The sequence below is a fragment of the Pseudomonas sp. FW306-02-D09B genome (assembly GCF_058782685.1).
The window spans coordinates 13,670-25,764 of record NZ_JBYSXY010000008.1; the positions used below are offsets into that span (position 1 = coordinate 13,670).

Consider the following 12,095-nt stretch of genomic DNA (forward strand, 5'->3'; position numbering starts at 1 on the left):
AAAGACTGCCGTGAGAATGCCGTTGCCGTGACGACTCAGAGACCGACCAGCGCGGCCAGCCCGCCGATGTCGGTGATCTGCCGGTACTCGTAGAAAGCGTTGGCCGGGACTTCGTGACCACGGGCGACGAAGGCCTTGTTCTTGATCTTCATGTCGTGGGCCGGCATCAGGTCGTAACGGAAGCTCGACGACACATGCAAGATGTCTTCCGGCCCGCAATTGAGGTTGTCGAGCATGTACTCGAACGCGGCCAGGCGCGGTTTGTAGGCTTGTGCCTGCTCGGCGGTAAAAACCTTGTGAAACGGTGCGCCGAGCTTGTCGACGTTGGACATGATCTGGCTGTTGCTGGCGTTGGAGAAAATCACCAGCGGGATTTTGTCGGCGATTTTCGACAGGCCGGCCGGTACGTCCGGGTGCGGGCCCCAGGTCGGCACGGCGTCGTAATACAGCTGACCTTCGTCACGGTATTCAATGCCCCAACGCTTGCAGGTCCGCGCCAGCGCGGTCTTGAGGATTTCGTCATACGGCCTCCAGTCACCCATGACCTGGTCCAGGCGATAGGCCGAGAAGTCCTTGACGAACTGCTCCATCTGCTCGGGCACCACGCGATCGGCGAACAGCTCGCGAGTCATCGTACCCATGTGGAAATTGGTCAGCGTACCGTAGCAGTCGAACGTAATGAATTTGGGGCGAAGAAAGCTCATTGAGTGCGGTCCTGAAGTTCGTTGAGGTCATGGCGTGACAAGCATTCGCTCCGTTCCGGGAGCCGTGATGCATCGCTGCAGCACACCGTCATTACACCACCGTGAAATCAGCAGATGGCGTTAAAAGCGACCTCTGCTCGATACAAACCACCGTTTTAGCGCCCGCCCTCAGCAGACTTTGCGGGTCGCTCCAGCCTTGGGCAAACCCCGTATTCATGCGCTCTTATGGGCCTTTATAACGCCGCAAGGCTCAAGTGCAAACGGATTGACCGCAGAACCTGCGCCAAGCAGAACGAAAACGGGCGCTTCCCTGAGGAAGCGCCCGTTTGGGTGCGGATTGAAGCTTGTTGAAGATCCGGAGGTTGTCGAGAACCTGTGGGAGCGGGCTTGCTCGCGAAGGCGGTGTGCCAGATAACATTAGTGTCGCCTGACACGCCCTTTTCGCGAGCAAGCCCGCTCCCACATGGATTGCACTTGACTGACAGGTATTAGGGTTTTGCCCACTCTTCACAGGTGTTTAGCGCTGCGCTTTACTGCACGATATCGATCAACACACTCTTGAAGCGCAAATTGGCTTCGAACGCTTCGCGCCCCAGGTCCTTGCCAATGCCGGAGCGCTTGTAGCCACCGGTCGGCAGGATGTAGTCGTTACTGCGTCCGTAACGATTGACCCACACCGTCCCCGCTTCCAGGCGCCGAACCAGACGCAAGGCACGGTTGATGTCGGCCGTGTGCACACCCGCCGCCAGACCGTAAGTCGCATGCGCCGCCAGGCTCAGCGCCTGTTCTTCATCATCGAACGCCTGCACCGTCAGCACAGGGCCGAAGATTTCTTCGCAGATCGCCGGGTTCTGGTGGTCCAGGCCGGTGAGCAAAGTTGGCTGGTAATAGGCGCCACCGAGCCCCTCGAACAGCCCGCCACCGGTCAGCACTTCGGCGCCGGCCTGACGCGAGCGCTGGACGATGCCATCGATGCGGCTGGCCTGCAGCCGGGAAATGATCGGCGACAGCGTGCTCTCGGACGACCAGGTCGGGCCGGGGCGCAGCTCCTCGAAATACGCCCGCAAGTGGGCGATAAACGGTTCCATGATCGAGCGCTGGATCAACAGCCGAGACCCGGACACGCACACCTGCCCGGCATTACCGGTAATGGCCATGGCCACCGTGCGAGCGGTTTTGGCGATATCCGGCACATCGCCGAAGACCAGCTGCGGGCTCTTGCCACCGAGTTCCAGGGTGACCGGTTTCGGACCGACCAGCGCGCAGGTGGACATGATGCTCGAGCCGGTCGCGGTGGAACCGGTAAAGGTCACCTTGCCCACCCGTGGATGACGGCACAAGGCATCGCCCGTGACGCGGCCATCGCCCTGAATCACGTTGAAGATCCCCGCCGGCATGCCCGCCTGCAACGCCAGCTGGGCAAAGCGCAGGCTGGAAAACGGCGTCAGCTCTGAAGGCTTGAGCACCACGGCATTACCTGCGGCCAGTGCCGGCGCGACTTTCCAGGAGGCCATGCTCAACGGGAAATTCCACGGTGCGATGGCGGCAATCACGCCGTAGGGTTCGGCGATCTGCATGCCCAGTCGATCGGTCTGGGTGGCAGCCACATGACCGCCGTGCTTGTCGGCCAGCTCGGCAAAGAACCGAATGCCCTCGGCGACGTAGGGAATATCCCAGGCGATCACATCTTTATGGGGACGGGTCGAGCCCACCGCTTCCAGCGGCGCCAGGACAGCGGCGTCCGCTTCGATCAGATCGGCCCAACGGCGCATGACCCGCGCCCGCTCCCGGGGTGGGCGGCTGGCCCAGTCGCTGCGATTGAACGCCTGCCAGGCATCGTTGACCGCTTCATCCACCAGATCGGCATCGGCGACCGGCAACTGGGCATAGACCTGGCCATCCGACGGCCGCACCACCTCAAGTCCCGGTTGAGCATCGCGGTATTTACCGGCAATGAAATGAGCGCTGCGCACAGCGATAAGGCGAGGATCGAAGCTATCCATGGAGCTCTCCAGAAAAGGGACGGCGAGTCGTGAACTCAGGCTTCCATCGTAGAAAAAAAGCCCAAGCATTTGCTGCCGACCTTGCCGGGCAAATAAGTAGTAAGTGTGGTCTTGTGGCCTCGGGCGTGCGGAATCTGCCGAATGTTCCAGCCCCTCTTGTCAGGCCTTCGCGCAGATGGGATACAGGCACCATCGCGCCGCACAGCCGGTTGATTGCGCACACTGTCCAACGGAGACTCGCCATGTCCGCCCCGCACCCTTCTGCTTATGTCTATCGCCCGATGACGACCGCCGACCTGCCCTCGGCCCATGCCTTGTCCGTGCAATTGAAGTGGCCCCATCGCCTGGATGATTGGGCCATGGTGTTGCGCCTCAGCGACGGCGTTGTGGCACTCGATGGCGAGCGTCTGATCGGCACGGCGTTCGCCTGCCCCCAAGGCGATTTCGCCACCATCGGCCTGGTGATCGTCAGCGACGACTATCAAGGCAAGGGTATCGGTCGCAAGTTGATGGAACAGGCACTTGATGCGTGCCAGTCACGCACCCCGGTACTCAACGCGACCCTTGCCGGTGCGCCGCTTTACGCGAGTCAGGGCTTTGTCGAGTTCGGGCGGATTCAGCAACACCAGGGCCCGGCGCAAACCGTTACACCTGTGCCGCTGGCCAACGGTGAAAGCTGTCGCCCGCTGCGTGAGGCCGATAAGGCCCGCGTGCTGGAACTGGCCAATGCCGGCACCGGGCTGGACCGGCAAACGGTGCTCAACGAGCTGTTCGATGTGGTCGAGCATTCAGCTGTCATCGAGCGCGATGGCCAGGTGTGCGCCTTCGCCCTGCTGCGTCCCTATGGCCGTGGTCGCGGCCTTGGCCCGGTGGTCGCCGAGAACATCGAACAGGCCAAACACCTGATCGCCGTGTTGCTGGCCCACGTACCGGAGGCCTTCGTGCGCATCGACATTCCGGCGGACAGTGGCTTGAGCGAATGGCTGGACTCGGTCGGTCTCAAGCAGGTCGATACCGTGGCGCAAATGGCACGGGGCACACCGCCGCAAGCGGTCAACGGCGTCCGACAGTTCGCACTTGTCACCCAGGCCATTGGCTGACAACCGCGCGCAAAGTAGCCGCCGCTCTCCAACATCCTCCACCCCACATTTGCATGGAGCGTCACCCGCATGTCTCAACCTACCGTTCTGCTGTTGGCTCGCGCCGACGGCAGCCGTGTCGCCACGTCTTTCAAGGCAACGTCCTTGAGCGCTGCCGACCCCTTCAAGGAATATCGTCAGGTCGCCTACACCGGGCATGATGGCATCTGCGCCGGGACCGTGAACACAAGCGAATCACTCGATATCAATGATTTCCCGCACACCGAAGTGATCGTGGTCCACGCCGGCCACGTCGTGTTGAAATCCAAAGGACAGACGCTGGAACTGGGGATCGGTGCCAGCGCGGTCATCGGTCGTGGGACCACGCTGCGAATCGAGGCGCAAGCCGAGACGTGCTGGGCATTCTGCGCCGTCATCAGCCCCAACACTGAACCGACACCAGGGCTGACAGCGCTGGACCGCTTAGCGATGCTCTCCCCTTCGGCCGCGCCGGAACCACAAATACTGATCGGGCCTACCCCGCAGTGCCGCTCACGCAATGCCTTTGAAGACAGCATCACCGACCTGCGCGTCGGCGTCTGGGATTCGACCCCCTACGAACGCCATGGCCGGCCGCATAAACTCAACGAGCTGATGCACCTGATCGAAGGCAGCGTCACCCTGCGAGCAGCCGATGGTACAAGCCTGACGGTCAACACCGGCGACACCGTGTTCGTACCGCAAGGCGCACCGTGCGCCTGGCAAAGCACCCGGTATGTCCGCAAGTTTTACGCCGTGAAATAAGCCCCACGGCACAACGCCGGCAACCGCGCCGGCACCGAACCCACCGACCGGTCGCGAGCCAACGCAGACCGGCCGACGGGGCAAGCCGCCTCGCTACAACGCGGTACTACGGCGCCTCTGGCTGATCGTAATTATCCAGCGCCCGATTCACCAACAACTCCCCCAACGAAATCATCTGCTGAATCGCCAACGCCACATGCCGGCGCGTGCCTTCCAGCTCGAACGCCAGATCGCTGGCCAGCACATTCAGCGACGCCAGGGTTTCCGAGGCGTGGGCCAGCAGGGTTTCGTTATCCAGATCGGGGATGACCGCGAAGATGTTGGAGGGACGTTTATCGGGCAGGTTGCCCTTGTCGAACGGCGGCTTGAGGTAATGATCCAGCGCCCGCTCTGCGGCGTCGTGGAGTTTTTTGGAGTCGGTGGAAGCGCAAGGGGAAGTGCTTGGGGTTTCTGGTGGATTGGGGGTGACCTTGTGCATGGTTAAGCTCCTTTTTACGGATTGGAGCCCTTTCGCTCATCGGGTTTCCAGGCCCGGTCGCTGAATTGGCAGCGACACCCGGAGGTTATCCATTCACCTTCCCACCCGGCAACCTTGAAAAGTTGTCGGAAAATTCTCTTGAGCGCCTGATATTTGTAGTCGTTTCCTAGGACTGAACCGATGGCCTCTCCCGCCAAACAGCTCAAATCGGCGCCTTGTTTGTCAAGAGGTCACCGACGTTTTAAGGAGTGCCTTATGTTCGCGGCCTTTAGCAACCCCCAGAGTGGCCGCCCCTCCGCCATCCTGTATCGACATCCATATGAAAATTTCAAGAACGCAGAGCCGACTGCGCTCGCTGCTGAGCGTCGCTGCCGCGATGGCGATTGTATTTTCGTCGGGAGCACCTGCGAACTGCACCTTAAACGGTACCTCCAAGACCATCACCATGAACTACGGGAGCAAACTGACGGAAGGCCTGACAGTCCCTCAGGATGCACCCATCGGCACTGTTATTTATCAGGAGAGCATTAGCACGCCGGCTCAGTGGTTCAATTGTGACGGTCCGTCACTCTATGGCTTTGTCCTGAACCCAACACTGGGTAGCATCACCAGTGGCACTACCTTTCCTTTGGGTAAAACTGGGCTCTCATTCCGAATAGCCACCCCAATGTCAGCAGCCGCATCAGACACAGACTACCTGGCTGTGGCACGTATGGACCTTTCTGCTGGCTCAGGTTGGGGCGTTCGCGCCGAGAACTACCGACTTGAAATCATCAAGTCGAGTGAATTGGCATCGGAAAACAGTGTTCCCGCTGGCTATCTGGGCCAATACCAGGCCGGTGGAGCGGTGTTTAACAAATTTTATCTGATCAACCCCATTGCCCTGAATACGGCCTCCTGCCAGACCCCGGCAGTGTCGGTTCAAATGGGCGACGACTATCGCCTGGAGGAGTTCAGCAAAAGCGGCGATACCCCTCGGACGATCAAATTCAACATCGCCCTCAACCAATGCCAGCACGGCATCCAGAAAGTGACTTATTCACTCAAGACCACCACCCCAGTCATCGATGCGCAAAAGGGCATCGTCGCACTGAATGCCGGCTCGACGGCCAAAGGCATAGGCCTGCAACTGATGAATGAGGCAGGGACGCCCATCGCGCTGGATACCGCGTACCCCTTCAGCGCTTTCAACACCACAGGCACCGACTTCACCATCCCGCTGTCCGCCGCTTACTACCGTCTGGCCGACAGCAAACTGGAAGCCGGCACCGCGAATACCGAAGTGACGTTCATCGTGAATTACCTGTAACGAATCAAGAAATAAAAAGGGACACCCATTGGCCTTGACTTGATACTACCTAATGGGTCTCCCTTTTTTCACGCGCCCCCTAGCCTTGGATCGGACATCCACACGGACGGGTCATGGGTTCAACCGATAAGTGGACTGCACCAACCCCGAAGGAAAGCAGCGGCTGGATACCAGTTTCAAATCAATGTCCTGCTCAAGGCCCCCGAATAATGGCCTTCCCGCCCCGATCAGCACAGGAACAGTGGTGATCACCATATCGGCGATTAACCCTTCGCGCAGGAATGATTGCACCAACTGCCCGCCATCGACATAGACCCGACGCACGCCTTGCCTCGCCATTTCTTCCATCAAGTCCCTGGGTTTGAGGTTGGAGAAACGCAACTCGCCCGTCAGTGCCTCGGGCACCGCCGAACCGGCCAGCTGTTCAGAAAGCACCACGACGGGCCGGTCGTAGAACCATGTGTCGAAGGTCAGCGCCTTCTCATAGCTTCCCCGCCCCATCACGATCACATCCTTATCGGCGATGAAGGCTGAGTAGCCATGATCCTCAGCCGGATCATCGCGCTGCAACAGCCAGTCGATGTCACCATCAGGTCGGGCGATAAAACCATCCAGACTGGTGGCGATGAAAACATGTGCCGTGGCCATCAAAATCTCCTTTGGCCGTTTTTTGAAAAATCAGCGCTTTGAACAATACTTGGGGTTTGCCTGTTGATTTGCCAACGTTCAGCGCAGCTGACTACGCGGCTGGAGTGAACGTATCAGACCTGATTCTGGAGAAGCAAAATGGTCAGCAAAAACACGATTTGCCTCTGGTACGACGGCACTGCGCAGGATGCTGCAGAGTTTTACGCCCGAACATTCCCGGACAGCGCGGTCGTCGCCGTCCATCACGCGCCTGGCGACTATCCGGCGGGCAAGCAAGGCGATGTGATAACGGTCGAGTTCACGGTGATGGGCATCCCTTGCCTCGGGTTGAACGGAGGGCCGGGGATCAAGCACAACGAGGCTTTTTCATTCCAGGTGGCGACCGACGACCAGGCCGAAACTGACCGCTTGTGGAACGCGATTGTCGCAAACGGCGGCCAGGAAAGCGTATGTGGCTGGTGCAAGGACAAATGGGGCCTGTCGTGGCAGATCACGCCCCGTGTCCTGAGCGCCGCGATATCCAACCCCGATCGAGCGGCGGCCAAGCGCGCTTTCGACGCCATGATGACAATGACCAAGATAGACATCGCGGCAATCGAAGCGGCACTCGCGGGTTACCCGGTCGACACTCCGGCCGCTTGATTTCAGACGAGACGCTGCAAGGAACGATTCATCGGCGGTTGCCTGTGCGGCAACGTACGATTTATGGCGCGGGTCTGCCCGACAGCTCTCACTTAAACGTCGTGTGAGCCCTGGGTCACGACGTTTTCCCTGGAACCTGACGATGCAATCAATGTGCTCGAGGTGGCATGAACGCGAAACAATCACACCACCTCAATACCGCGAGATCAGTTAGTCATTCGCCGCTCCCCGCCAGCCGGCCCGATGCAAGGCTTTGAGCAGCGTCTCGGAATCCAGGCCCGGCACGGCATGGCCGTTGCCTTCAGCGGTGTCGGCGGCCAGCAAGGCATTGATGATGGCTTCTTCCACCGCTTCGGTGGCGGCCAGGAACAACTCGCTGATGTGGTCGTTGTTGACCATGCTCAGGTTGTCGGTAGTCGGCGCACGCTTACTCTCGTAAGCGGCCGGCGGCACATGCTGATTACCGGTGGCGAAGGCGATGAAGATGTCACCGCTGTGGTCTTCATTGCCGCCGCCGGTGCGGGCGAGGCCGAGGCTGGCACGTTGCGCCAGACGCGTGCATTGGTGCGGCAGCAACGGCGCGTCGGTGGCCAGGCAAACGACTATCGAGCCCATGCCCGGGTGCGGCAGCGACGCTTTGAGGAACGGCGAGTCGGCCTGTTCCATATAGCGTCCGACCGGGTAGCCGTCGACGCGCAGTTCGTTACGGATGCCATGATTGGCCTGGACGATGGCCCCAACGGTCCAGCCGCCCTGAGCACTGCTCAAACGCCGTGATGCGGTGCCGATGCCGCCCTTGAATTCATGACAGATCATGCCGCTACCGCCCCCGACGGAGCCTTCCGTTACCGGCCCGCTCTTGGCCGAACGCAGGGCCTCGGCCACATGTTCAATCTTCACATGGAAGCCGTTGATGTCGTTGAGCAGGCCGTCGAAGGTCTCCAGCACCACCGGCATGTTCCAGTAGAGGCGCCCGTCATCAGGCTGCTGTTCACGGTCCAGCACAACCAGCGCATCGCGCACCACGCCCAGGCTGTGGGTGTTGGTGAAGGCGATGGGGCTGGTCAAAAGACCTGCCTCGCGAATCCATTCCAGACCGGTGGCGTCGCCGTTGCCGTTCAACACATGGACGCCGGCAAAGCACGGTTGCTGGCTGGTGGAACCGGCACGAGGTTCGATCAGGGTGACACCGGTCAGGATGTCGCGGCCATTGGCGGTGCGTCCTCGCACATTACTGTGGCCGACCCGTACGCCGGGCACATCGGTGATGGCATTGAGGGGGCCGGGTTGCAGTTGGCCGAACTGAATGTTCAGGTCGCGGGCACGTGGCTTCATCGTCTCTTTCATGGTCTCTCTCTTGTTTCATTTGTTGCATGAAGGGGCTTGGCTAGTCATCAGCAGAGCCGAGTCTGCCAATCAAGCGCCGGTCTTGACCGTGTTCCACGCGCGGGTGCGCACGCGCTCCATCTTCAGCGGGAGTGGTTCTAGCGGAAATAGCGTGTCAAGGACTTGCTTGGACGGATACACCCCGGGGTTGTCGCGGACTTTCTTCTCGACAAGCGCGGTGGCATCTTTGTTGGCGTTTGGATAGCTCAGGTAGTTGGATGACTCAGCGATGACTTCGGGGCGCAGCATGTAGTTGATGAAGGCTAACCCTTGCTCCGGGTTCGGCGCATCGTTGAGCTGTACCAGACTCTCCACCCACACCGGAGCACCTTCGCGTGGAATGCTGTAGACGAGGTTGCGATGGTTGCCAGCCAGCTCGGAGGCCTTTTGCGCATCGGCGACACCACCAGCCCAGCCCAGCACGACGCAGATGTTGCCATTGGCTAGATCAGAGATGAACTTGGAAGAATCGAAGTAGACGATATGGGGACGCAGTTTCAGCAGCAGATCCTGGGCTTTTTTGTAATCCTCCGGGTTCTGGCTGTTGTAGGGCAGTCCAAGGTAGTGCAACGCGATGGGAATGATCTCGCTAGGGGCGTCCAGCATGGCCACACCGCATTGACTCAGTTTGGCCAGATTTTCTTCCTTGAAAATCAGGTCCCAAGAATTAACTGGCGCATCTGGGCCGAGTATCGATTTAACCTTGTCCGCGTCATAGCCGATGCCAGTCGTACCCCACAGATAAGGGGCCGCATAGCTATTTCCGGGATCGTTGCTCTGCACCTTGGCGAGGATGTCCGGGTCGAGGTGAGACCAGTTCGGCAACTTGCTGCGATCCAGTTTCTTGAGCACACCTGCTTTGATCAGGTTCGGTAGCAGGTCACCCGTGGCGACCACCACGTCATAGCCACTTCGGCCGGCCATCAGCTTGCTTTGCATGACGTCGCTGTTGTCGAACACATCGTACACAGCGCTGACGCCTGCTTCTTTCTGGAAGTTTTTCACCGTGTCCGGGGCGATGTAGTCATACCAGTTGTAGATGTGCACGGTGGGGGTGGCGGGCTGGTCGGCCCTGGCGCCGACCAGGCCGACACTGAGAAGCGAGGCCAACGCGAATTGCATATAACGAGTCGATTTCATCGGGGTGCTCCAGAGCGTTAACGGCGGGTCCGTGGACGCGCGCGCCGCTCCTGCTAGTGTGTGAATTATTGTTATGGCAGGGCTGAAATCAGCATCAAGGTTGAAGAACCGTTTTCGTGCGAGACGCCCCCTCGCGCGGGGCACAGGGGATCAGTAGTTCACGGCGACCATCAGCGTGTTCAATCTGTTCGCCAGTCAGGAACAGGCGGCGGTCATTGAGGTAGTCATAGTCTCGGCGGGCGGAGCGCAGCAGATCGAGGTCCAGCTCGACAACCTGACGGCACTCTGCCCGCCCCGCTTCGAAGAGCGTGCGCCCGAAGGGATCGATCGCTGCACTCCCACCGGCAAAAACGAGGCCTTCATTGCCGTCGCCGACTCGATTCACCATCACCGTGAATGCCTGGTTTTCCTGAGCGCGAGCCATGATCGCGGTGCGGTGGACAGGGCCGTAGGGATCCATGTTGCCGTTAGTGACCAGGATCAACTCGGTGCCGAGTTGGCCGAGGGCTCGAGCGCTTTCCGGGAACTCAATGTCGTAGCAAATCAGGATGCCGACACGGACTCCCTTCCAAATCGCAGTGGCATAGCGGTCTCCCGGCTGGAACAGGCCGCGTTCCGACGGCCAAAGGTGAGTCTTGCGATAGTTCAAGGCGATCCCTTGTGGGGTTACCAGCAGGGAGGTGTTGTAGAAGGTGCCGGAGTCGTTCTCAGCCATTCCAACCACCACCGAGACGTTCCGTTCGCGTGCAGCACGCTGCACGGCCTGCACACTTGGCCCGTTCAGGGGCTCGGCAACTTCGGCGAGCTGTTGCGCGCTGGCGAATCCCATCAACTGGGTCTCTGGAAATATCAGCAGATCGGTATCCGCTGCGCAGGTAGCGATAGCCTGCAAGGTTCGCTCTAGGTTATAAGCGGTATCGCCATCGCGACCAGTAAGTTGTACGAGTTCAATCTTCATCGGTGATCCTTTCACGTGTATGTGGGCTCGCAATCGCCAAACTGAACAGCACTCGCCAGGGCTGGATGGAGTATGGAGAGCCATAACACGGAAAGTAATCACATCGATGGGGTAACCCCGTATGGGTAGAAACGTGAGCATTACATTGCAGGATATGGCCTGGCACCAGGCGATTGGCAGGCTGATTGAGGCACTCGACCGTCCTGATTTCTGGCTGGCCTTGGTGCGTCTGCTGGATAGATACATACCGGTGGACAGTTGGGTCGTGCTGATTTTCAGCAATGGCCGGCCGCGGGTGCTCGCAGAAAGCCCTGGCAAGGATGGCGGGCCGGACCCGCTCTTTCAGGATTACCTCAAAGGCCTGTATCTACTCGACCCCTTTTACCTGGCCAACCGAGAGACACCGCAGAACGGCTTGTTGTGGCTAGCCGATGTGGCGCCGGAATGCTTCGAACAAACCGACTACTACCAACGCTACTTCCGCCTCAATGTCGTTGCCGACGAAGTCCATATCAACGTCCAACTCGACGCGAAACGCACCCTCAGCCTGTCGCTGGGAAGTGAGGCCCGCTTCAGTCCAGAGCAGATAGCCCTGCTCACACTCATCCAGTCCTGGGTTGCCGCCCTGATGCGTCAGCGCATGGCGTTCGAGCGGGAGGTGCTGGAGCAGAACGTGTCGGCGACGCCAAACTGGCAAAGCTGGCTGGACTCCACTGACCAGCAGTTGGATACCCCGCTCTCCGCCCGCGAACTGGAAGTCGGCCGGCTAATGCTCAGCGGCTGCTCAAACAAGGAGATCGCGCGCAAGCTGGGGATTTCCGCCGAGACTGTAAAGGTCCACCGCAAGCACATGTACAGCAAACTCGGCATTAAATCTCAGTCCGAGCTGTTCTCACTGTTTCTGAACGCTCAGAGCTGAAAACGCCTACCTGTCTCTCAAAATC

At 59.6% G+C, this 12,095-nt stretch carries 12 protein-coding genes; 5 read left to right on the plus strand and 7 right to left on the minus strand.

Features of this window, described 5'->3' with window-relative positions; all coding sequences use genetic code 11:
• Positions 1–35: 35 nt before the first annotated feature.
• The gene (locus AC3WK5_RS14930; protein WP_019689732.1) at positions 36–704 is read right to left on the minus strand and encodes a haloacid dehalogenase type II; all 669 of its coding nucleotides are present in this window, start codon (positions 702–704) and stop codon (positions 36–38) included.
• A gap of 530 nt (positions 705–1,234) precedes the next feature.
• A complete protein-coding gene (locus tag AC3WK5_RS14935) occupies positions 1,235–2,707 on the minus strand; it encodes an aldehyde dehydrogenase family protein (RefSeq protein ID WP_103317325.1) in 1,473 nt (490 codons plus the stop codon).
• A gap of 242 nt (positions 2,708–2,949) precedes the next feature.
• Here AC3WK5_RS14935 and AC3WK5_RS14940 point away from each other — a divergent pair, with 242 nt between their 5' ends.
• Together AC3WK5_RS14940 and AC3WK5_RS14945 are read left to right on the plus strand one after the other, a co-directional pair.
• Positions 2,950–3,807 (plus strand): GNAT family N-acetyltransferase, encoded by an 858-nt coding sequence (locus AC3WK5_RS14940; protein ID WP_103317328.1) that lies wholly within the window; start codon positions 2,950–2,952, stop codon positions 3,805–3,807.
• 69 nt (positions 3,808–3,876) lie between these two features.
• Positions 3,877–4,590, plus strand: coding sequence for a cupin domain-containing protein (locus tag AC3WK5_RS14945; protein ID WP_103317331.1), 714 nt, complete (start codon positions 3,877–3,879; stop codon positions 4,588–4,590).
• Between the two features lie 106 nt (positions 4,591–4,696).
• On the opposite strand, the gene AC3WK5_RS14950 is transcribed toward AC3WK5_RS14945, so the two are convergent.
• Positions 4,697–5,068: a DUF6124 family protein gene (locus tag AC3WK5_RS14950; protein WP_103317333.1), complete on the minus strand. Its 372-nt coding sequence runs from the start codon at positions 5,066–5,068 to the stop codon at positions 4,697–4,699.
• A gap of 319 nt (positions 5,069–5,387) precedes the next feature.
• Between AC3WK5_RS14950 and AC3WK5_RS14955 the strand changes: the two genes are divergently transcribed.
• Positions 5,388–6,377, plus strand: coding sequence for a fimbrial protein (locus AC3WK5_RS14955; RefSeq protein ID WP_103317335.1), 990 nt, complete (start codon positions 5,388–5,390; stop codon positions 6,375–6,377).
• 111 nt (positions 6,378–6,488) lie between these two features.
• Here the strand turns inward: AC3WK5_RS14955 and AC3WK5_RS14960 are convergent, their stop codons facing one another.
• Positions 6,489–7,025: a dihydrofolate reductase family protein gene (locus tag AC3WK5_RS14960; RefSeq protein ID WP_177474915.1), complete on the minus strand. Its 537-nt coding sequence runs from the start codon at positions 7,023–7,025 to the stop codon at positions 6,489–6,491.
• A 138-nt stretch (positions 7,026–7,163) separates the two neighbouring features.
• Between AC3WK5_RS14960 and AC3WK5_RS14965 the strand changes: the two genes are divergently transcribed.
• Positions 7,164–7,667: a VOC family protein gene (locus tag AC3WK5_RS14965; protein WP_103317340.1), complete on the plus strand. Its 504-nt coding sequence runs from the start codon at positions 7,164–7,166 to the stop codon at positions 7,665–7,667.
• Between the two features lie 210 nt (positions 7,668–7,877).
• On the opposite strand, the gene AC3WK5_RS14970 is transcribed toward AC3WK5_RS14965, so the two are convergent.
• The 3 genes from AC3WK5_RS14970 to AC3WK5_RS14980 form a co-directional block, all read right to left on the minus strand.
• Positions 7,878–9,002, minus strand: coding sequence for a DmpA family aminopeptidase (locus AC3WK5_RS14970; protein WP_103317408.1), 1,125 nt, complete (start codon positions 9,000–9,002; stop codon positions 7,878–7,880).
• A gap of 81 nt (positions 9,003–9,083) precedes the next feature.
• Positions 9,084–10,193, minus strand: a complete 1,110-nt coding sequence (locus tag AC3WK5_RS14975; protein WP_103317342.1) for a polyamine ABC transporter substrate-binding protein — start codon at positions 10,191–10,193, stop codon at positions 9,084–9,086.
• Between the two features lie 94 nt (positions 10,194–10,287).
• A complete protein-coding gene (locus tag AC3WK5_RS14980) occupies positions 10,288–11,151 on the minus strand; it encodes a carbon-nitrogen hydrolase family protein (RefSeq protein ID WP_103317344.1) in 864 nt (287 codons plus the stop codon).
• 133 nt (positions 11,152–11,284) lie between these two features.
• Here AC3WK5_RS14980 and AC3WK5_RS14985 point away from each other — a divergent pair, with 133 nt between their 5' ends.
• A complete protein-coding gene (locus AC3WK5_RS14985; protein ID WP_103317411.1) occupies positions 11,285–12,070 on the plus strand; it encodes a helix-turn-helix transcriptional regulator in 786 nt (261 codons plus the stop codon).
• The last annotated feature ends 25 nt before the right edge of the window (positions 12,071–12,095 follow it).

What these genes read in the sequence shown, in the direction of transcription:
- AC3WK5_RS14970 (WP_103317408.1), bottom strand. Translation starts at nt 9,002, where the DNA reads ATGAAGCCACGTGCCCGCGACCTGAACATTCAGTTCGGCCAACTGCAA.
- AC3WK5_RS14955 (WP_103317335.1), top strand. Translation starts at nt 5,388, where the DNA reads ATGAAAATTTCAAGAACGCAGAGCCGACTGCGCTCGCTGCTGAGCGTC.
- AC3WK5_RS14945 (WP_103317331.1), top strand. Translation starts at nt 3,877, where the DNA reads ATGTCTCAACCTACCGTTCTGCTGTTGGCTCGCGCCGACGGCAGCCGT.
- AC3WK5_RS14975 (WP_103317342.1), bottom strand. Translation starts at nt 10,193, where the DNA reads ATGAAATCGACTCGTTATATGCAATTCGCGTTGGCCTCGCTTCTCAGT.
- AC3WK5_RS14930 (WP_019689732.1), bottom strand. Translation starts at nt 704, where the DNA reads ATGAGCTTTCTTCGCCCCAAATTCATTACGTTCGACTGCTACGGTACG.
- AC3WK5_RS14965 (WP_103317340.1), top strand. Translation starts at nt 7,164, where the DNA reads ATGGTCAGCAAAAACACGATTTGCCTCTGGTACGACGGCACTGCGCAG.
- AC3WK5_RS14935 (WP_103317325.1), bottom strand. Translation starts at nt 2,707, where the DNA reads ATGGATAGCTTCGATCCTCGCCTTATCGCTGTGCGCAGCGCTCATTTC.
- AC3WK5_RS14980 (WP_103317344.1), bottom strand. Translation starts at nt 11,151, where the DNA reads ATGAAGATTGAACTCGTACAACTTACTGGTCGCGATGGCGATACCGCT.
- AC3WK5_RS14960 (WP_177474915.1), bottom strand. Translation starts at nt 7,025, where the DNA reads ATGGCCACGGCACATGTTTTCATCGCCACCAGTCTGGATGGTTTTATC.
- AC3WK5_RS14940 (WP_103317328.1), top strand. Translation starts at nt 2,950, where the DNA reads ATGTCCGCCCCGCACCCTTCTGCTTATGTCTATCGCCCGATGACGACC.
- AC3WK5_RS14950 (WP_103317333.1), bottom strand. Translation starts at nt 5,068, where the DNA reads ATGCACAAGGTCACCCCCAATCCACCAGAAACCCCAAGCACTTCCCCT.